This window comes from Flavobacterium akiainvivens (genome assembly GCF_001278115.1).
In the GTDB taxonomy this organism is placed as follows: Bacteria; Bacteroidota; Bacteroidia; order Flavobacteriales; family Flavobacteriaceae; genus Flavobacterium; species Flavobacterium akiainvivens.
The window spans coordinates 3,693,907-3,712,729 of sequence record NZ_LIYD01000005.1 but is presented as its reverse complement, the minus strand read 5'-3'; the positions used below and the strand labels follow the sequence as shown (position 1 = coordinate 3,712,729).

Annotated in this window: 16 protein-coding genes and 1 tRNA gene; 4 read left to right on the top strand and 13 right to left on the bottom strand. The window is 46.9% G+C overall.

Features of this window, described 5'->3' with window-relative positions; genetic code table 11:
* Nucleotides 1–141: 141 nt before the first annotated feature.
* A complete protein-coding gene (locus tag AM279_RS16705; RefSeq protein ID WP_054409160.1) occupies nt 142–630 on the top strand; it encodes a hypothetical protein in 489 nt (162 codons plus the stop codon).
* A 285-nt stretch (nt 631–915) separates the two neighbouring features.
* On the opposite strand, the gene AM279_RS16700 is transcribed toward AM279_RS16705, so the two are convergent.
* From AM279_RS16700 to ruvC, 5 genes are all read right to left on the bottom strand, one after another.
* A complete protein-coding gene (locus AM279_RS16700; protein WP_054409159.1) occupies nt 916–1,281 on the bottom strand; it encodes an MmcQ/YjbR family DNA-binding protein in 366 nt (121 codons plus the stop codon).
* A 98-nt stretch (nt 1,282–1,379) separates the two neighbouring features.
* Entirely contained in the window at nt 1,380–1,742 is a 363-nt protein-coding gene (locus tag AM279_RS16695) for a DUF4260 domain-containing protein (RefSeq protein ID WP_054409158.1), read from the bottom strand.
* Between the two features lie 246 nt (nt 1,743–1,988).
* The gene (locus tag AM279_RS16690) at nt 1,989–2,759 is read right to left on the bottom strand and encodes a cyclase family protein (protein ID WP_054409157.1); all 771 of its coding nucleotides are present in this window, start codon (nt 2,757–2,759) and stop codon (nt 1,989–1,991) included.
* Between the two features lie 273 nt (nt 2,760–3,032).
* On the bottom strand, nt 3,033–4,166 hold the full coding sequence (gene hemW, locus AM279_RS16685) for a radical SAM family heme chaperone HemW (protein WP_054409156.1): 1,134 nt from the start codon (nt 4,164–4,166) through the stop codon (nt 3,033–3,035).
* 340 nt (nt 4,167–4,506) lie between these two features.
* Nucleotides 4,507–5,058, bottom strand: a complete 552-nt coding sequence (ruvC, locus tag AM279_RS16680; protein ID WP_054410380.1) for a crossover junction endodeoxyribonuclease RuvC — start codon at nt 5,056–5,058, stop codon at nt 4,507–4,509.
* Nucleotides 5,059–5,078: 20 nt separating this feature from the next.
* Here ruvC and AM279_RS16675 point away from each other — a divergent pair, with 20 nt between their 5' ends.
* On the top strand, nt 5,079–6,032 hold the full coding sequence (locus tag AM279_RS16675) for a lysylphosphatidylglycerol synthase domain-containing protein (protein WP_054409155.1): 954 nt from the start codon (nt 5,079–5,081) through the stop codon (nt 6,030–6,032).
* Here AM279_RS16675 and AM279_RS16670 read toward each other — a convergent pair.
* The 5 genes from AM279_RS16670 to AM279_RS16650 form a co-directional block, all read right to left on the bottom strand.
* On the bottom strand, nt 6,007–6,486 hold the full coding sequence (locus AM279_RS16670; protein WP_054409154.1) for a hypothetical protein: 480 nt from the start codon (nt 6,484–6,486) through the stop codon (nt 6,007–6,009). The genes AM279_RS16675 and AM279_RS16670 overlap by 26 nt on opposite strands.
* Before the next feature lie 62 nt (nt 6,487–6,548).
* The gene (locus AM279_RS16665; protein WP_054409153.1) at nt 6,549–7,130 is read right to left on the bottom strand and encodes an LOG family protein; all 582 of its coding nucleotides are present in this window, start codon (nt 7,128–7,130) and stop codon (nt 6,549–6,551) included.
* Nucleotides 7,130–7,489 carry a DUF4180 domain-containing protein gene (locus tag AM279_RS16660; protein ID WP_054409152.1) on the bottom strand — a complete coding sequence of 120 codons (360 nt, stop codon included), beginning with the start codon at nt 7,487–7,489 and terminating at the stop codon, nt 7,130–7,132. The genes AM279_RS16665 and AM279_RS16660 overlap by 1 nt, the downstream gene beginning before the upstream one ends.
* 199 nt (nt 7,490–7,688) lie before the next feature.
* Nucleotides 7,689–7,765: transfer RNA gene (locus AM279_RS16655), tRNA-Asp, on the bottom strand.
* Nucleotides 7,766–7,885: 120 nt separating this feature from the next.
* Nucleotides 7,886–8,812: a DUF58 domain-containing protein gene (locus AM279_RS16650; RefSeq protein ID WP_054409151.1), complete on the bottom strand. Its 927-nt coding sequence runs from the start codon at nt 8,810–8,812 to the stop codon at nt 7,886–7,888.
* A 239-nt stretch (nt 8,813–9,051) separates the two neighbouring features.
* Here AM279_RS16650 and AM279_RS20975 point away from each other — a divergent pair, with 239 nt between their 5' ends.
* The gene (locus tag AM279_RS20975; RefSeq protein ID WP_160316461.1) at nt 9,052–12,141 is read left to right on the top strand and encodes a T9SS type B sorting domain-containing protein; all 3,090 of its coding nucleotides are present in this window, start codon (nt 9,052–9,054) and stop codon (nt 12,139–12,141) included.
* A gap of 59 nt (nt 12,142–12,200) precedes the next feature.
* Here the strand turns inward: AM279_RS20975 and AM279_RS16620 are convergent, their stop codons facing one another.
* The gene (locus AM279_RS16620; RefSeq protein ID WP_054409148.1) at nt 12,201–13,259 is read right to left on the bottom strand and encodes an NADH:flavin oxidoreductase; all 1,059 of its coding nucleotides are present in this window, start codon (nt 13,257–13,259) and stop codon (nt 12,201–12,203) included.
* Nucleotides 13,260–13,358: 99 nt separating this feature from the next.
* Here AM279_RS16620 and AM279_RS16615 point away from each other — a divergent pair, with 99 nt between their 5' ends.
* The gene (locus tag AM279_RS16615) at nt 13,359–13,703 is read left to right on the top strand and encodes a winged helix-turn-helix transcriptional regulator (protein ID WP_054409147.1); all 345 of its coding nucleotides are present in this window, start codon (nt 13,359–13,361) and stop codon (nt 13,701–13,703) included.
* 50 nt (nt 13,704–13,753) lie between these two features.
* Here AM279_RS16615 and trxA read toward each other — a convergent pair whose 3' ends face one another.
* Both trxA and dnaE read right to left on the bottom strand, forming a co-directional pair.
* Nucleotides 13,754–14,071: a thioredoxin gene (gene trxA / locus AM279_RS16610; protein ID WP_054409146.1), complete on the bottom strand. Its 318-nt coding sequence runs from the start codon at nt 14,069–14,071 to the stop codon at nt 13,754–13,756.
* 120 nt (nt 14,072–14,191) lie between these two features.
* Complete coding sequence (dnaE, locus tag AM279_RS16605) at nt 14,192–18,700, bottom strand: DNA polymerase III subunit alpha (RefSeq protein WP_054409145.1); 4,509 nt, start codon at nt 18,698–18,700, stop codon at nt 14,192–14,194.
* Nucleotides 18,701–18,823: the final 123 nt, after the last annotated feature.

The window sequence follows — 18,823 nt, the reverse complement described above, 5'->3', positions numbered from 1 at the left end:
GGTTGCCGGTTGTTGGTTGTTGGAAGCTTCACTCACAACCGATGGTTCATGCATTATTAAGGCACGGACAGGATGTCCGCGCCAGCGAATAAGGACAACAAATAAAGTGTATTTTTCGTTGTAGTAAAAAATCTCCACTTCATGAAAAATATACTATTTGCCGCATTACTGCTTTTGGCTGCATGCCAGAAAAAAGAAGCGCCTGTTAACGCCGAAAAGCCTAAAGGCGATATTGAACTTGTTTCTATTCCCATGCCAATTTCGGCTGATACCCTAAAAATTAAAGACTACAGGGCCGTTATTGCCAACGAAGATTTTCCCGGGCTTAGCCTGTCAAAAGAAGAAATAGCACAGGCCGATGCCTTGCTATACAAAAGCCTTGACACCTATAATCAAAAAGAAAACAGGGAAGATATTAACCTGCGTTATTATATAAGGCAGTATGTACCCGAATTGAACGAAAAAGGCGAAAAACAGGTAATGATTTATGCTATGTGTAGCATTTTTGAAGGCGATGGCTGGAGAAAACACTTAAGCCATGTTAACGACGGTGGCGACTGCTTTTTTGAGGTACTTATTAACCTTGAAAAAAACACCGTTAGCGAATTGTGGCCGAATGGGCATGCGTAAACTATTAGGGTTTGAGTGGCATTCCCCTCCCACGGAGGGGTGGCGCAGCCGGGGTGGGAAATAACATATTGAACATTTTTAACCACCCCACCCTACGGGCACCCCTCCGAAGGAGGGGAATGCCACTCGTGCGTGCTTACTCTTGTGTTACGAGATTCCTCAACTCCGCTGCGCTTCGTTCGGAATGACAAACAGTACGTGCTAACTCGTGTGTGAGACACATTCAATGTGTCTCTACAGTAGCACCCAAAACTTTGTCACTTTGCATCTTTGTCACTTTGCAACTCAGCTACTTTGCAACTCTTCCCTAATTTTCTTCGTTAAACTGGCAAACACCAGGTCGTAACTGTGGGCTATAAGTTCGCGTACCAATTTATCGGGTACATCGGCGTTTATGGCAACGGTGTTCCAATGTACTTTGCTCATGTGGTAGCCGGCATCAATACCCTCATATTCGGCGCGGAGTTCCAGGGCGCGGTCGGGATCGCACTTCAGGTTGGCGCCGGGGTTGCCTTTTTCCCAGTTTGATAATGAGGAGAGGGCAAACATTTTGCCGCCTACCTTAAACACCAGGGTATCTTCATCAAACGGAAAGTGTTCGGTAACGCCTTTTTTTGAGAGGCAGTAGTCGTAAAAATCCTGAATAGTCATAAAGTTGCAGAGTTACAAAGTGACAAAGTAGCAAAGTTTTTTTGACCCTGAAAGGGTCGGACGTTCCAAAGCCCCGGGCAACGCCCGGGATACAAATATCATTGTTGTTTTGCCTTACCAATCTCACCCAGATGGGTAAACGCAAAGCCTTTTCCATATTTTAGGCCATAGCCAAAAAAGCGGTCCATGGCAATATGGGCAAAGAGTATAATGCCTACTAACTGCGATTGTGTTTGGTTAAGGTATATCCCCAAAACATACAACACTACCGCCACTGCCCTGTGGTGAAACAGGTTGTAGGCCCATGCCCCGGCTTTGTTCCCGGTAAGGTAGCCCAGCATACTGAGGTCGGGCGCCAATATCAATACCAAAAACCACCACCAGGCATAGGGTAATTGACTGAAGCCGTACAGGCTCAAGGCAAATAAGGCGGCTTCTTCGAGTTTTATAAGGTTTTTCATTTTAGTTGTTGGTTGATGGTTGCCTGTTGTTGGGAGCTTCACTCACTTCTAAGGATTTGAATGGCATTCCCCGCCCCCGGAGGGGTGGCGAAGCCGGGGTGGGCTTATTTCTAAAAAAGCATTTTGTTATCATTTTACCCACCCCGCCCTACGGGCACCCCTCCGAGGGAGGGGAATGCCACTCATGCGTGAGACACATTCAATGTATCTCTACAGGATATCCGCACAATCGAATAATCCAACAATCTAAAATTCCGACAATCCATACAAAACCGGCTTGCTTGGGCTGGCATCGTTATCAAAACTGGCTATTTGCAGGTTGAGCAGGTAAGAGCCATCGGTAACCAAATCAGGCACATACACCATTTCGGTAATGGTGGCGTGGTGGCGGGCATCGGTATTGAGGTTATTGATGTCTTTTACGTTCCAGAAGGCTTTGTGTGCTACCAGGCGGCCTTCGTCTTCCTCGCGGTCTACGCTGGGCAGGTCGATTAACAGGTGGTCTACCCCTATTTCACGGATAAACGTTGCTGCGGCCTCACTGAGGTAAGGCGGGTTGGTATGGCTGTAGTTTTTATGGCGCTTGGCGGTATCGTTAGGCAGCGTGCGGATAACAAGCGCCTGCGGGGTTTTACCGGCCAGCGCCGCTTCTACCTGCCCCATGCTTATAACCAGGTCGCCACCGTGTTCTTCGGGTTGTATGGAAATTAACTCCGTCATGAAGAAAAACTGCTTCAGCGCACGGTTAATACTGTAAAAATCGCGGGTTATGTGGCCCAGGCATTCGGTATGGGTGCCGTGTGCGTGGGGGTTAAAGAAAATGTTGTTAAAATTGGTGCTGCTGCCTTCGCTTACCTTGCCGGTCCAATCGCCCATGCGTACGGGCTCTATGGTGGGCTGCCCCAGGTACCATGCCACGGGGTTTACCCCTTCAGATGTTATGGGGAGCGATATGTCCAGCGGCTTGGTTAAATCAGCCACCAGGGCTTGGTTGTTGTATGTCAGCGTTGTTTTCATGTTTGTTTTTATTTCGGATGACGATATCCACAATGCTATCCCCGGGATTTCATCCCGGGCTAATATGCGCGACCCTTTCAGGGTCGGGAAAGTGCAGGTATCATTCGGTCTGCCATTAGTTTTACACACCCCTACCCCTCTCAAGAGGGGATAGCTTCACTCGTATCCCCACGGCGGTGCCGTAGGCTATGAAACGTCTGGCCCTTACAGGGCCGCATGATAAAAATCCGTGGAAATCCGCTCAATCCGTGTCATCCGCGTTCCATTACTTCACTATTCCAAAGCTACAAAAAACAAATCAGCTGCCAGCCCGTCGGCCAGGAATTTGCCTTCGCGGGTGGTTTTTAGAATGTTGTTATCAAGGCTTAGCAGCCCCTGTGCTATGTATTTATTGGCTTCTGCCAAAAGGTAGTTGTAGTAATCAATGCCAAATTCATCACGAACCCTATTCACATCTACACCCCAAATGGTGCGCAGGCCGGTCATAATATATTCGTTGTAGCGGTCGGCCACAGTGAGTGTCTCGGTCTCCGCCGGAAGGCTGCCTGCGGCAATGCCTTTAAGATACAGGGCGTTGTTGGCAATGTTCCAGCTGCGGTGCGTGCCATCATAACTGTGCGCCGATGGGCCTATGCCTATGTATTTCTTGCCCAGCCAGTATGCCGTATTGTTTTTAGAGAAAAAACCTTCGCGGCCAAAGTTAGACAGCTCATAGTGCACAAAACCCTCCTGCGTAAGGCGGTCGGCCAGGATAAGGAACTGCTCGTGGGCCTGCTCCTCCCCGGGTTGCGGGATTGTTCCGGCCTTAACAAATTTGGCCAGGGCGGTTTTCGGCTCTACCGTAAGGGCATAGCTGGATATGTGCGGTATGCCGAAACTAAGGGCTTTATCGATATTGGCAATCCATTTGGTATTATCCATGCCGGGAGTGCCGTATATGAGGTCGATTGAGATGTTATCGAAATGCTTAACGGCTTCAGTAAGACAGGCTTCAGCCTGGGCGGCGTCGTGGGCGCGATTCATGAGCTTGAGGTCGTCTTCAAAAAACGACTGGATGCCGATGCTTAAACGATTAATGCGGTAATTTGGTAATTCGGCAATTCGTTCGGGCGACAGGTCGTCGGGGTTGGCCTCGAGTGTAATCTCGGGGTTGGGCACAACGGTGTAATGGGCATACACGGCACTGATGAGGCGGTCTATCTCCTCATTGGTAAGTACCGATGGTGTGCCGCCGCCAAAGTAAATGGTTTCGACCTGCACCCCGGCAAACTCATTTTTGCGCAGGGCGATTTCGGCCACCAGGGTATCTACCATTTCGGCACGTTTTTTAAGCGAGGTGCTAAAGTGGAAATCGCAGTAGTGGCATGCCTGTTTGCAAAAAGGGATGTGAATGTAAATGCCGGCCATGTTGCAAAGTTAGTGATTAAGTCGAAGGTCGAAAGAAGGAAAGTCAAAAGTCGCGGGCCGAAAGAGTGAAAAGTCAAAAGTCGAAAGAGGGAAAGTCGAAAGGCCGATGCCTGACATATTTTCATTTGAAAAAAAGGTGGCGTTTTAAACAAAGTTGAATTTCTCAAAATTCACGATATATCGTGAATTTTTTTTGAGGTAAAACAGTTGCCCTGAAAATTTCGTCACGCACTTAACGCAGTACTTCGGTTTACCAACTTTATGACTTTTGGCCTTCAACTTTTAAACTGAATCTTGAAGTCCAAAAGTGAAATATTAAGCACTTTTTTGTTAAAAAACACTACTTAATGCGCCCTGAATTTTGCTTCACAAAAGCATCCCATCCGGAGTAGCTTTTTCCGGCCACAATTTTCCCGGAATTAAAAAAATGGCACACGGCGGCCGCAAGGCCATCGGTACTATCAAGGTTTTTGGGGAGTTCCTTCAACCCAAGCAACTGCTGTAACATCTTGGCTACCTGCTCTTTACTTGCATTACCATTGCCGGTTATGGCCATTTTTATCTTTTTGGGCTCATATTCGGTTATGGGAATCTGCCTTGAAAGCCCCGCAGCCATGGCAACCCCCTGTGCACGGCCCAGTTTGAGCATACTTTGCACGTTTTTGCCGAAGAATGGGGCCTCTATGGCTATCTCGTCGGGGTGGTGGGTTTCAATAAGTTCTATGGTGCGCTCAAAGATGAGCTTCAGTTTCAGGTAGTGGTCATCATACTTACTTAACTGTAATTCATTAAGTTGCAAAAAACCCATGGAGTTATTTACCACCTTTATAAGCCCGAAACCCATTATGGTAGTGCCGGGGTCTATGCCTAATATTATGCGTTCTTTTGCCAATGTTTGCTTACTTTTGCGCCATGCAGGCACTATCGCACAAAACTAAGCAATATCTTGTTCTGGTAGCCAAACTTTTAGTGGTTGGGGCTGCATTTTATTACATTGCCCACCGCCTGGGCAATGACAAAGCACTTGACTGGCAGCAGCTTAGCGCCATTTTAAGCAGCAGCAAAGCCATACTACCCATAGCTATTGTACTGGTACTTACCGTACTGAACCGCTTTTTTGAGATCCTGAAATGGCAGGCGCTGGTAAGCACTTTTACCGCTATATCGTTGTGGCAGAGCACCAAACAGGTATTGGCAGCGGTAACACTGGCCATTTTTACACCAAACGGGCTGGGCGAATATGCCGCTAAAGCACTGTATTACAGGAAAGAGCAGGCAAAACAGGTCATTTTTTTAAACCTGGTGTGCAACGGCATCCAGATGATTATAGCCGTATTGGCCGGTATTGCCGGGATAATTGTATTCAACAGCCGGTACCACCTGGTGCCTGCCCTGCTGCTTACCCTTATTTTACTGGGGGTTTTGGCTGTTATTGGGCTGGTTTTCATGAGCCGGAAGATTGCCATAAAGGGTTATTCGCTACAACGACTGTTTGAAAACATCAAACTGATTCCCAAACAGATACACCGAAAAAATATGCTGTATGCGGTGTTGCGTTACCTGTGCATCATACACCAGCATTACCTTATTTTTATAGCGTTTGGCGTGCAACAGCCTTATTTTATGATGATTGCAGCCATAGCGGCGGTGTACTTTTTGGGGTCGTCTTTACCTAACTTTACCTTTACCGATTTTGCTGTGCGGGGAAGTGTTGCCGTGCTTTTCTTTAGCAAAATGGATGTAAATGAGTGGGTTATAGTAATTGCTGCCACCCTGCAATGGCTGCTGAATATTGTATTACCGGTAACAATAGGGAGCTGGTTTGTGCTGCGGTTTAAGCCTAATCGCCCTGCACATCAAGAATAACAGGCAGTATAAACTGGCTGGTTACGGGCACACCCTCTTTTTGCGCAGGCTCAACCTGCGGAAAATCAACCAGTTTCACTTTTAAAATACTGTCAATCTGTGTAGTGTTGATGGTAGTATCAACCGGAAACTGTGGTTCAAACTTCATTGACGCATCGGCCAATATGGTGACTTTCAGGTTAATGGTGTCAATTTGTGGTGCCAGTAAGGCAACGGTATCGGCTCCCAGTTTTTCCTGCACCAGGCGTGTTAACGTACTGAAAAAGCACTCTTTACGCAGGTTTTTATCGGTTATGGCATCGCATTCCGGGAAAGACGGGTAACTGCTTACCTTGTTCCAGTCTATTTCTTTAAGGCGTTCCTGCAACAGGGCATCTTCATCAGGCACTTGTTTTTCAAAGTACTGACATGAAGTTAGTTGCAGGCCAAAAAGTAATAGAATCAGTTTTTTCATCCGGTAAACCCGCACGCAGCGGCATCCCAAAAATAGTCAAAATATAACAATCAGGGCAGTAATCAGGTGGTTTCTTTGCTAATCCACTTGCCGGTTTCGGGTGCTTTATAGGCTTCCATTTTTACCAGAAGCCCCTCTATTGTACTGTCAACAAGCAACATATCACGGTTTACAGGCTTCAGCAGGCCTTTATCTACCATAGTGTTTACAAATGCCATGAGCTCATCATAAAAACCGTTGATATTCAGCAGGCCTACAGGCTTTTTATGCAGCCCCAACTGGCCCCAGGTAAGCATTTCAAACAGTTCTTCAAGCGTACCAAAGCCCCCGGGAAGCGCTATTACGCCATCGCACAGTTCGTTCATTTTGGTTTTGCGTTCGTGCATAGACTCTACTAAAATGAGCTCAGTCAGGCCGTTATGGGCAATTTCTTTGGTTTGCAGAAAATGGGGCAATACACCTATGGCCTCGCCACCGGTATTGAGTACGCCATTTGCCACGGCCCCCATAAGCCCTACCTGGGCACCGCCATATACCAGGCCAATACCCTTAGCAGCAAGGGTTTGCCCTGTAAGATATGCCTGTTTTTCAAAAAGTGGGTCGGTTCCAAAACTTGAACCGCAAAATACTGTAATCCTTTTCATTAGTCATTAAATTTATCTAAGGCCTCCTGTACAGAAGCCACAAAATTAACCTGCCTGCCGTTGTTGCACTCATATATAAAGTCGGCCAGGCTTTTGCTCTGATAGTGGCTGAAATCGCTCACAATGGCCAGCCTGACCCTGTATGTAGAAAACTTCTGGAGTATTTCGCCGGCTATACCGGTCTTCAGGTCAAAAAAGGCAGGGATTATATTTGCCTGATGGATGATTATCTTATCAAACCCCTGATAATACAGATTACCCATAAGGTCTATACCATCCTGTATGTTTGGTATTACGGTTCCGGCTGATGAGATTTCGGCCGCAGTGCCGGTTGTTAGGTGGTGTGTTATAGTATCCATAGGCATTTGATTACTTACAAAGCTATTAAAAATCAAAAAAGCCCTCCAACTTAATGGAAAGCTTTTCATTGGTCTAACTACTAAACCTACCGCTTTCGCGGCATAAACAACACAACTATCGTGATACCTCCTGTTACGGAAGGTAATATATTTCGGCGCAAAAAGCCCCGCTTTAAGCAGGGCTTTCTTTGCAATTTACTGGCGGTCTGGACGGGACTCGAACCCGCGACCCCCTGCGTGACAGGCAGGTATTCTAACCAACTGAACTACCAAACCAGCGTTCTTAATGATTAGCAGCTTAGCGCTGTTTGTTTCATTATTACGGGTGCAAATATACGACCGTTTTTGACTTCTGCAAATGTTTTTGAAACAATTTGATAATTATTTTTTATAAAATTAGCCAAACTTTTGTTTCTCAACAAGGTAAGTAGTCATAATTTTTTCAAATTTTTCGTCTACCGAAACGGGTACGTACTTAATTTTATACTGCATACAGGTTTCGGCTACCTTTTTAAAGTAGGTTTCCACCACTTTTTCATACTCCTGCTTTACATTTTCGGCAAAAAGATTAACCTGTTCGCCGCTTTCAAGGTCAATAAACTTGCGCGGGGCGTTGTCAAAATCAAAGCCGAGCTCGGTTTTTTTGTCTATTACATGAAATAATACCACCTTGTGCTTGTCGTGCTTCAGGTGTTGCAGGGCGTTAAACAGCGCCTCATCATTACCCGGCTGAAACATATCGGTAAACAAAACCACCATACTACGGCGGTGCAGCTTTTGGGCTATCTGGTGTAAAAAGGTAGTGGTATCGGTATTTTTAGCCGCAGATGGGGCCGTAAGCATACCCTCCAGCTTGTTTAATAACATGCGGTGGTGCCTTCCACTGCCCTTTTCGGGAGAATAATACTCGTAGGTATCAGAATACACGCTAAGCCCCACAGCATCGCGCTGGCGCTTTAGCAAATCCATAAGCACGGCCGAGGCCAGTACCGAAAAGCCTATCTTATTCTCATAAAACTGCTGCCCATCTTTAAGCTTTGGATAATGCATGCTCGATGAGTTGTCTATAATCAGGTGGCAACGCAGGTTAGTTTCTTCTTCATAACGCTTGCTGTACAACCTGTCGGTACGGGCATATAGCTTCCAGTCTATAGCTTTTGTGCTTTCGCCGGGGTTGTACACCTTATGCTCGGCAAACTCGCTTGAAAAGCCATGAAACGGGCTTTTATGCATCCCTGAGATAAAACCTTCCACTATTTGGTTGGCCAAAAGCTCAAGGTGCGAGAAGGCAGATATTTTTTCTAATTGTGCATCAATGTTCATACTTCCAAATGTAGTGAATTGGTTTAGCTTAGCCACCAATTACACAAATTTTCACAAATATAAAACCATAATCCTACACCTTTAAAATGATTATTACCCTAATAAAGAATATTTGTAAAACATAAAGCCAACAATGTAAATAAATTATGTAATTTTAACAAAAATTGCTAAAAATCAACACGTAAATCTCCAAAGCCTTAAGAAGTTTTTTCTTAAGGCCGCACAAACACATCCAACCCATGAAGCAAAAACTCACGCTACAAAAAAAGGCGGTGTTTACACCTTTCCTATTGTTACTCTTTACTATTTTGTCTGCGCAAACAATTCCATCAACAATAAACAGCTCAGGAATATATTCTTCCTTTAGCGGAAGCGACTGCATAATGTTTGAAGAAGGCTACTGTTACCAGGTAACTATTCAGGCCTGGGGTGCAGGTGGCGGTGGCGGAGGTGCATTTAACGGTACGGGCGGTGGCGGTGGCGGTGCAGCCTATGCACAGGTAACGTTTACCGCAATAGGCGGAAACTCTTACTGCTACAGTATTGGTATTGGTGGTGCCGGCGGTACAAACGGGGGCAATGGCACAGCAGGAGGCGCAACCTGGTTTAATACCTCGCCGGGGGTAAACAACAACACTACAGGGTTATTTTTAAGTGCAACCGGCGGTCCCGGCGGATATGGCGGGTATAATGCAGCCGGCACATACACAAGTAGTATGTTTGGAGTATCATCAACATTTGGAACTGGGCTTACAGGAACATTTGGAATGAGGGGAGGCCCTGGCACACAGGGCGTTCGCGGCAGTGATACTGATGGCGGCGGAGGCGGAGGCGGTGGTGGCGCAGGTTCTAACGGAGAAGGTGGAGGTGGAGGATATGGCGCAATTAGCGATCCTATTACTTGTTATACTGATAATATAATTACAGGATATTGTATGGTAGGGGCAGGCGCGGGCGGAGGCGCAGCAGGTGGCCCATATGCAAGTGGCTGGGGGCCTTTAGCTGCCGGATTTGATCCTAACGGAACCGGTGAAGGCACAGGCGGCACAGGCGGCAATCCCGTAACTGTTTTAGGGGAATGGGGCACAGGCGGAGGATTTGGCGCTACAACCAGCGGTACTCCCTGTGCACAGACAGATGCTACAGCGGCAGGAAATGGTACAACAGCCGGTGCAGGCGGCGGCGGCGGGGCAGGAAGCTGTGGCGGCAACGGCAGTTCCGGCGCAAATGGTGCAGACGGTGGCAGCTATATGGACGGTTACTTCGGCGGAGGAGGCGGAGGAGGCGGTGCAGACGGCGGTAACGGCGGCCATGGCGGCGACTTTGGAGGTGGCGGGGGCGGCGCATCTTATGATAACGACGGTTCGCCAAACCCTACAGGCATAGGTGGTAATGGCGGTAATGGCTATTTATTGCTTACCGTTGTAGCTGTTCCGTTTCCAACACCCGAATTTACTGCTGTTAGCCCAATATGCGTTGGCGCAACATTAGCACCTTTACCTACAACCTCAAATAATGGTATAACAGGCACATGGTCTCCGGGTTTAAACAATATGGCAACAACCACTTATACGTTTACACCAACTGAGGGGCAATGCGCCACAAACACAACGTTAACCATTGCTGTAAACCCTACACCAACATTTGCCCCGGTTCTTGCAATATGCGCCGGCGAAACATTGGCTTCATTACCTACAACATCTATTGAAGGCATTACAGGAAGCTGGTTACCTGCATTAAACAATACAACCACAACAACTTATACTTTTACGCCAGATACAGGGCAGTGTGCCACGGCAGCCACCCTTACCATTACAGTAAATCCTATCATAACACCAGTATTTACCCCGGTTGCCGCAATTTGTCCCGGCGAAACACTGGCAGCCCTGCCTACAACCTCAAATAATGGTATAACCGGCACATGGTCTCCGGCATTAAACAATATGGTAACAACTACTTACACCTTTACCCCCACAACCGGGCAATGTGCCCCAACAGCAACGCTTACCATAACGGTAAATCAGGGTACAACACCAACATTTACACCTGTTGCCGCAATTTGTCCCGGCGAAACACCGGCAGCCTTACCCACAACTTCTAACAATGGTATTACAGGAAGCTGGTCTCCTGCGTTAAACAGCACCAGTACAACTACCTATACCTTTACCCCCACAGCCGGGCAATGCGCTGCAACCACAACGCTTACTATCACGGTAAACCAAGGTATAACACCAACGTTTACACCTGTTACCGCAATCTGTTCTGGCGAAATACCGGCTGCATTGCCTGTAACCTCTAACAACGGCATTAGCGGAACGTGGTCTCCGGCTTTAAATAACACCGTAACAACCACTTATACGTTTACCCCAACTGAGGGGCAGTGTGCCACTACAACAACACTTACCATTACCGTAAGCCCGAACATAACACCAACATTTACTGCTGTTGCGGCTATTTGTTCCGGAGAAACACTGGCTGCTTTACCCACAACGTCAAATAATGGTATTACCGGAAGCTGGCTGCCGGAAATAAACAACTCATCAACAACCACATACACTTTTACTCCCTCCGCCGGTCAGTGCGCTATGCCCACAACATTAACCGTAGTTGTAACCCAATCCCCTATTATAAACTTAGCCCCGTATTATTACATGTGCGAAGGCAATACCAATGCCTTACATATAGACACCGGGTTATCAACCGACCACACCTTCACTTGGTCGCTTAACAACCAGGCACTAACAAGCCAGGAACCTTACATTGATGCTGTTGAAGCCGGAGAGTATGAAGTAACCGTAACACAAAATTATGGCACTGTTACCTGTAGTACTACAGCAGTATTTGAAGTAGTTATGTCGTCCGGTGCAAGTGCAATTGAAGTAAATGGAACCGACTGGACTTATAACGACAATTCCATAAGCATTTCAGCAAGTGGAAATGGCAATTATGAATATTCGCTTGATGGTATTCATTTTCAGGATGAGCCCTATTTTGAAAACCTGCCCGCAGGGCATTACAAAGTTTACGTACGCGATAAAAACGGCTGTGGCACAGCCACCGGCAACATTACATTGCTAAACTATCCCCGGTATTTTACACCAAATGGCGATGGCGAAAACGACTTGTGGCATATTGAGTATGCGGCCTATGAACCCGGTATTGTTACCGAAATATTTGACCGCTATGGCAAACTGATAGCCGTTTTGCACTACTTAGATGGCTGGGATGGTACTTATAACGGGCACTCCTTACCGGCTACTGATTACTGGTTTGTAGTAAAACGGGCTAACGGCAACATACACAAGGCACATTTTAGTCTGTTGAGATAGTTTAGCCCTAAAATACATTTACAAACTAAAAGCCCTGACAAGTAATCAGGGCTTTTGTATTAATACAGCTTTTGCAGGCTTGCGGCTTCAAAAGCGCTAACCTTATCAAAATGCCCTGCTTTTACCTTCTGCACCCATTCCGGGTCCTGAAGCAATGAGCGCCCAACGGCAACCAGGTCAAAATCGCCACGGTCAAAACGGCGCACCAGCTCATCTATATTCTGGGTCTGGGCACCCTGGCCACCCCAAACTTTCATAAAATCATCATTTAACCCCACCGAACCCACTGTAATGGTGGGCTGTCCGGTAACTTTTTTAATCCATCCGGCAAAGTTAAGGTCGCTGCCCTCAAACTCCGGTTCCCAGTACCTGCGTTGCGACCCGTGAAAAATGTCTACACCGGCTTCGGCAAGCGGCATCAGCCATTCTTCAAGCTCATTAGGCGTGTGAGCAAGCTTAGCCGTATAATCCTGCTGTTTCCATTGCGATATGCGCAGGATGATAACAAAATCAGGCCCTACAGCTTCACGAACGGCTTTTACCACCTCAACGGCAAAACGGCTGCGTTCTTTTATGGTGCTTCCTCCAAAGTCATCGGTACGCTTGTTGGTACCTTCCCAAAAAAACTGGTCAATCAGGTAGCCGTGTGCACCGTGCAGTTCCAAAGCGTTAAAGCCAAGGGCTTTGGCAGCTGCAGCGGCTTTGGCAAAAGCTTTAATGGTTTCCTGTATGTCTTCAAGGCTCATACTCTCAGGGCTTTCAAACGCAACAGGGGGCTGCCAGCCCTGCGGCGTGTTGCCCACGTGCCATATTTGCGGTGCAATGGCTCCACCTGCATTGTGAACCGAATCTACTACGTTCTTCCAGTTGGCAAGGGCTTCATCGCCATGAAAGTTGGGTATATCTTTAAGATTTTTAGAGGCCGGGCGGTCTATAACCGTGCCTTCGGTAAGAATAAGGCCCACACCGGCTGCTGCACGGCGCGTATAGTAATCAACAATCCGGCTGTTAGGTATGCCGTCTGTTGCAAAAGCACGCGTCATGGGTGCCATTACAAAGCGGTTTTTTAGGGTAAGTGATTTATACTGAAATGGTGTAAACAAAGATTCTAAACTCATTACAATTAATTTATGTATTTAAATATATGCAAATGTACTTACAATAGTTTATTTTTGTAACCATTAATAGTTTAAAGTGGTAACCAAAACGTAACCATTATGAATAAAGACGTTTTTAAATACAGCGACTGCCCCGTTTACCGGTCTATGTCTATACTGGGTACACGATGGAAACCTATAGTTATTTATATGCTGCGCGACCACAAGGCCCGTTTTGGGCAGCTGCATGCCAGCATAGGCACCATATCTAAAAAGGTACTGACCGATACCCTTAAAGAACTTGAGGCCGATGGTATTTTGTTTAGGGAAGAGTTTAAGGAAATGCCCCCAAGGGTAGAATATACCCTTACCCATAAGGGCAAAACGCTAATACCTATTATAATACAGCTTGCCCGGTGGGATAACGAGCATTATGAAGCCAAACAGGTTGAGAAAACCGCATAATAAAAGAGCCACGCAATTGCGTGGCTCTTTTATATTGAAGCTAAACGGGCTTACAGTAGCGCGTCTATAGCATTTGTGTAAGTTTGTTTTGGTGCAACACCCACCTGGCGGCCTACTACTTCACCATTTTGGAAAACAAGTACTGTAGGGATGTTACGGATACCGTATTTTGCAGCAAACTCCTGGTTAGCGTCTACGTCTACCTTGCCTACTACGGCTTTGCCTTCATATTCCTGGCCTATTTCTTCAATGATTGGGCCTACCATGCGGCATGGGCCACACCATGCTGCCCAAAAGTCTACTAATACCGGCTTGTCTGATTTTAATACTACTTCTTCAAAAGTAGCATCGGTTATTGCTTGTGCCATATCTTATCGCGTGTAAATTAGTTATCAAAATTATAATCGTGTACAAAGTTAAGCATTAGTATCTAAAACTTACGTTAATCACATAGGTTTTGATTATGCTTAAGATAGATAAAATCTATATTAATTGAGTTTAAACCCAACTTGCAACCTATCAAGCTCTTGCAGTAATTCATTTGATATTTTTACCTTCAGCTTGCGGCTTGGCATGGTGAGTTTGGTAACCACCTGCACATCTTCCACCTCTTCGGTTACGGCTTCATCTACCTCAACAGCGGCAAATTCATCGTCTTCACCATCGCCGGCAGCCTCAACCGGCTGAGGCGCTGCTGCCACCTGTATCTGTTTCTTTACTTTTTCAAGCTCCATAACCTCAAAACTTACCTGATGGTCGCCTTTATTAGTGGTAAACAGGCTAAACAGGTTTTGAATAAGCTGTTCCTGCAAATCGAGCACATTGAACTGTATGATGAGCTTTTTAGCAAACGTAGTCAGTACATCCTGAAGATATTGTATGGCCACAAACTGAATGCGCGGCTCGCCTTTCTTGCCCTCTGCATTGGTCCAGCCTTCGCGCACCAATACCCTCATATAAGTAAAATTATTGCCAATAAGGAAGTGCCTGAACTTAAGGTATTCCTCGCCATAAATACGGAACTCATAACTTTCATCATACCCTTCAAGGAAAAACGCCGCCCAGCCCTTGCCGTTTTTAGCCGTTTTGTGCTGCACATTGCTTATTATCCCCCCAAAACTCAGGTTTTTGTTTACATGCTGTTCCAGGCTTTTAAGCATTTCAAGCTTGTCTTTACAAAAATACTTCATTTCAAACCTGTAATCGTCAAGCGGGTGGCCTGAGATATAAATACCTACCACATCTTTCTCCCGGGCAAGCTTTTCCATAGTACTCCACTCCTCGCACGGCGGCACAACGGGCTCAGGAATCTGCACTTCGCTGGCTTCGCCGAAAAGGCTTACCTGGCTTGAGTTTGCGCTGTCCTGCATTTTGGCGCCATATCGCATGGCCTTTTCCAGGAACGATATATTATCGGTGGCATCCATGTGGAAGTACTGCGCCCTGTGGGTTTCGGTAAAGCAGTCAAAACCACCGGCAAGCGCCAGGTTTTCAAACGCTTTTTTATTAGCCGAACGCAGGTCGATACGGATAGCCATATCAAAAATTGACTTATAGTTACCGTCTTTACGGTTTTGCACAATGGTATCTACCGCACCGGCACCCACGCCTTTTACAGCACCCATACCAAAACGCACGGCACCACGGTCGTTTACCGTAAATTTATAGTACGATTCATTAACATCAGGCCCCAAAACCTCAAGGCCCATACGCTTACATTCTTCCATAAAGAACGTAACCTGTTTAATGTCGTTCATGTTGTTACTCAGTACCGCCGCCATGTATTCTGCAGGGTAATGCGCCTTAAGGTAAGCCGTTTGGTAGGCTACCCACGCATAGCAGGTAGAGTGGCTTTTGTTGAAGGCGTAACTCGCAAAGGCCTCCCAGTCTTTCCAGATTTTTTCCAGCACCATGGGGTTATGGCCTTTTTCTGCAGCCTGGGCAACAAACTTAGGCTTCATTTTATCAAGAACGTCCTTTTGCTTCTTACCCATCGCTTTACGCAATACGTCGGCCTCACCCTTGGTAAAGCCGGCCAGCTTTTGCGACAGGAGCATTACCTGCTCCTGGTATACGGTAATGCCGTAGGTTTCCTTAAGGTATTCCTCGCAGGCATCAAGGTCGTATTTTATTTCTTCCTCGCCATTTTTACGGCGCACAAAGCTGGGAATGTATTCCAGCGGGCCCGGGCGGTACAGCGCGTTCATGGCAATAAGGTCGGCAAACACGGTAGGCTTCAGGTCTTTCATGTACTTCTGCATACCGGGCGATTCGTACTGGAACACCCCAACTGTTTCTCCCCTCTGGAAAAGCTCATATGTTTTTACATCGTCTATAGGGAATGCCTCGGGGTCAAGGTCTATGTTGTGCTTATATTTTACCAGCTTAACGGTATCCTTAATCAGCGTAAGGGTTTTAAGCCCAAGGAAGTCCATCTTAAGCAAGCCAGCGCTTTCTACCACCGAGTTATCAAACTGGGTAACATACAGGTCAGAATCCTTAGCTACCGATACCGGGACGAAATTGGTAATGTCATCGGGCGTAATGATAACCCCACAGGCGTGTATGCCCGTGTTGCGGAGTGAGCCCTCTAACACCTTGGCCTGCTGTATGGTTTCGCCGGTAAGATCTTCACCATTTGCAAGACCTATCAGTTCCTGCACGCGATCAAACTCATCTGAACGCAGTGCGCCTTTAAGCGCATTCTGGTCGAGCGTAAATATCTTGGCCAACTTCATGTTCGGGATAAGCTTAGCTACCTTATCGGCTTCAAATAGCGGTAAATCCAGCACACGCGCCGTATCACGGATAGACGATTTAGCCGCCATGGTACCGTAAGTAATAATTTGCGCCACCTGGCTTGCGCCGTATTTGTTGATAACGTAGTCCATAACGCTGCCACGGCCTTCATCGTCAAAGTCAATATCAATATCGGGCATCGACACCCTGTCCGGATTCAGAAAACGCTCAAAAAGCAGGTCGTACTTAATGGGGTCTATGTTGGTAATACCCAAACAATAGGCCACTGCACTACCCGCCGCCGAGCCCCTGCCCGGCCCTACCGATACGCCCATATTGCGGGCTTCGGCAATAAAGTCCTGCACGATAAGGAAGTACCCCGGATAACCCGAGTTTTCGATGGTCTTGAGCTCAAAATCAAGGCGCTCGCGAATGTCATCTGTAATTTCGGGGTAGCGCCTTGCAGCGCCTTTGTAGGTAAGGTCGCGCAGGAATTTGTTTTCTCCCCTCTTACCGCCGTCTTCGGCATCTTCGGCAACAAGAAATTCTTCAGGAATATCAAATTTAGGCAGCAGTACATCGCGGTACAGCGAGTAGGTTTCTACCTTATCTACAATTTCCTGTATATTGAAAATGGCTTCCGGAAGGTCTTTAAACAAAGCCTTCATCTCATCGCCACTCTTAAAATAGTATTCGTTATTGGGCAGCCCGTAACGGAAGCCACGCCCGCGCCCCTTGGGTGTTGCCAGCTTTTCACCGTCTTTTACACACAGTAAAATGTCGTGCGCATGGCTGTCGCCCTTATCGGCATAGTAGGTGTTATTTGTAGCAACAAGCTTTACATTATGCTTGCGTGCCAGCTTAATAAGCGAAGCACTCACGCGGTCTTCGTCTTCCTGGCCGTGGCGCATCAGCTCCATGTAAAAGTCGTCGCCAAAACGTTCTTTCCACCACAACAGGGCTTCTTCGGCCTGGTTTTCACCAATGTTCAGTACCTTGTTAGGGATTTCGCCATACAGGTTGCCCGAAAGCACCATAATATCATCCTTATACTGCTCTACAACGCGCTTATCAATACGCGGCACGTAGTAAAATCCGGCTGTATAAGCTATGGAAGCCATCTTTGCCAGGTTGTGGTAACCCTTTTTGTTCTTCGCCAAAAGCACCACCTGGTAGCCGTTGTCTTTACGGGATTTGTCTTTATGGTCTTCGCAAATAAAGAACTCGCAGCCCACAATGGGCTTCATGATAACCTCGGTTGGTTCTTCGCCGGCTTCTATGGCAGCTTTGTTCTTGGCTTCAGCCGCTTTGTTGTGGTTCAGTACGTTGCTCACAAAGTGAAACGCCCCCATCATGTTGCCGTGGTCGGTCATGGCAACGGCGGGCATTTTGTGTTTGGCCGCAGCCTTAACCAAATCAGGCACGCTAATGGTAGATTGCAGTACCGAAAATTGCGTATGGTTGTGCAGGTGTACAAAATTTACACCTGTAATATCTATCTGCTCTGCCGGGGCAACAACCTCAACGGCATCAGCACCACGAAGCTTTTCAAGGCGTGCGCGAACCTCTTCGCTTGCTTTTTTAAGGTTGATGTGCTTAAGGCCAATAAGCTTAACCGGCTCCGGGTTTTTAGTGCGGAATTCCTGGAAATATGACGGGTGTACATCAAGCTCTTCCTTGGTAAAGATATCGCGCTTAAGCAGCTCAAGGAAACAGCGGGTGGTAGCCTCAACGTCGGCTGTGGCGTTGTGCGCCTCAGAGAACGGTTCGCCAAATAAGTATTGATGCAGCTCGGTTAGTGTAGGCAGCTTAAACCTGCCTCCACGTCCACCGGGAAGTTTCAGGAGGTCGGCCGTAATTTCGGTACAGGTGTCGAGCACTTTCATACTGCCCAGGCGGCTTTCAATACCATTGCGGTATAACTCGGCACCCATAATGTTTACGTCAAACCCAACATTCTGCCCAACAATAAATGAGGCTTTAGATAGTGCTATATTGAATTTCTCCAGTACTTCAGCAAGGCTAATACCCTGCTCAGCGGCAAGTTCTGTACTAATACCGTGAATACGCTCGGCATCATAGGGGATATTAAAGCCGTCAGGGCGCACAAGGTAATCCTGGTGCTCTACAAGCTCGCCCATTTCGTCGTGCAACTGCCAGGCTATTTGTATACAGCGCGGCCAGTTATCAGTATCGCTTATGGGCGCATCCCAGCGTTTGGGTAATCCGGTTGTTTCGGTGTCAAAAATCAGGTACATAGCAACTGCAAGGATCTTAAATAGTTAACATAAAAAGCACCCAAAAAGTGCCTTTAGCAAAAATACGATTTTTGGTTATGTGGTGATGCGGTAATTTGTTAATTCGGTAATGTTGTAATTTGG

Coding starts and splice junctions, on each gene's coding strand:
- AM279_RS20975 (WP_160316461.1), top strand. CDS start 9,052: ATGAAGCAAAAACTCACGCTACAAAAAAAGGCGGTGTTTACACCTTTC.
- trxA (WP_054409146.1), bottom strand. CDS start 14,071: ATGGCACAAGCAATAACCGATGCTACTTTTGAAGAAGTAGTATTAAAA.
- AM279_RS16660 (WP_054409152.1), bottom strand. CDS start 7,489: ATGGATACTATAACACACCACCTAACAACCGGCACTGCGGCCGAAATC.
- AM279_RS16665 (WP_054409153.1), bottom strand. CDS start 7,130: ATGAAAAGGATTACAGTATTTTGCGGTTCAAGTTTTGGAACCGACCCA.
- AM279_RS16620 (WP_054409148.1), bottom strand. CDS start 13,259: ATGAGTTTAGAATCTTTGTTTACACCATTTCAGTATAAATCACTTACC.
- AM279_RS16695 (WP_054409158.1), bottom strand. CDS start 1,742: ATGAAAAACCTTATAAAACTCGAAGAAGCCGCCTTATTTGCCTTGAGC.
- AM279_RS16615 (WP_054409147.1), top strand. CDS start 13,359: ATGAATAAAGACGTTTTTAAATACAGCGACTGCCCCGTTTACCGGTCT.
- AM279_RS16690 (WP_054409157.1), bottom strand. CDS start 2,759: ATGAAAACAACGCTGACATACAACAACCAAGCCCTGGTGGCTGATTTA.
- AM279_RS16650 (WP_054409151.1), bottom strand. CDS start 8,812: ATGAACATTGATGCACAATTAGAAAAAATATCTGCCTTCTCGCACCTT.
- AM279_RS16705 (WP_054409160.1), top strand. CDS start 142: ATGAAAAATATACTATTTGCCGCATTACTGCTTTTGGCTGCATGCCAG.
- dnaE (WP_054409145.1), bottom strand. CDS start 18,700: ATGTACCTGATTTTTGACACCGAAACAACCGGATTACCCAAACGCTGG.
- AM279_RS16675 (WP_054409155.1), top strand. CDS start 5,079: ATGCAGGCACTATCGCACAAAACTAAGCAATATCTTGTTCTGGTAGCC.
- AM279_RS16700 (WP_054409159.1), bottom strand. CDS start 1,281: ATGACTATTCAGGATTTTTACGACTACTGCCTCTCAAAAAAAGGCGTT.
- AM279_RS16670 (WP_054409154.1), bottom strand. CDS start 6,486: ATGAAAAAACTGATTCTATTACTTTTTGGCCTGCAACTAACTTCATGT.
- hemW (WP_054409156.1), bottom strand. CDS start 4,166: ATGGCCGGCATTTACATTCACATCCCTTTTTGCAAACAGGCATGCCAC.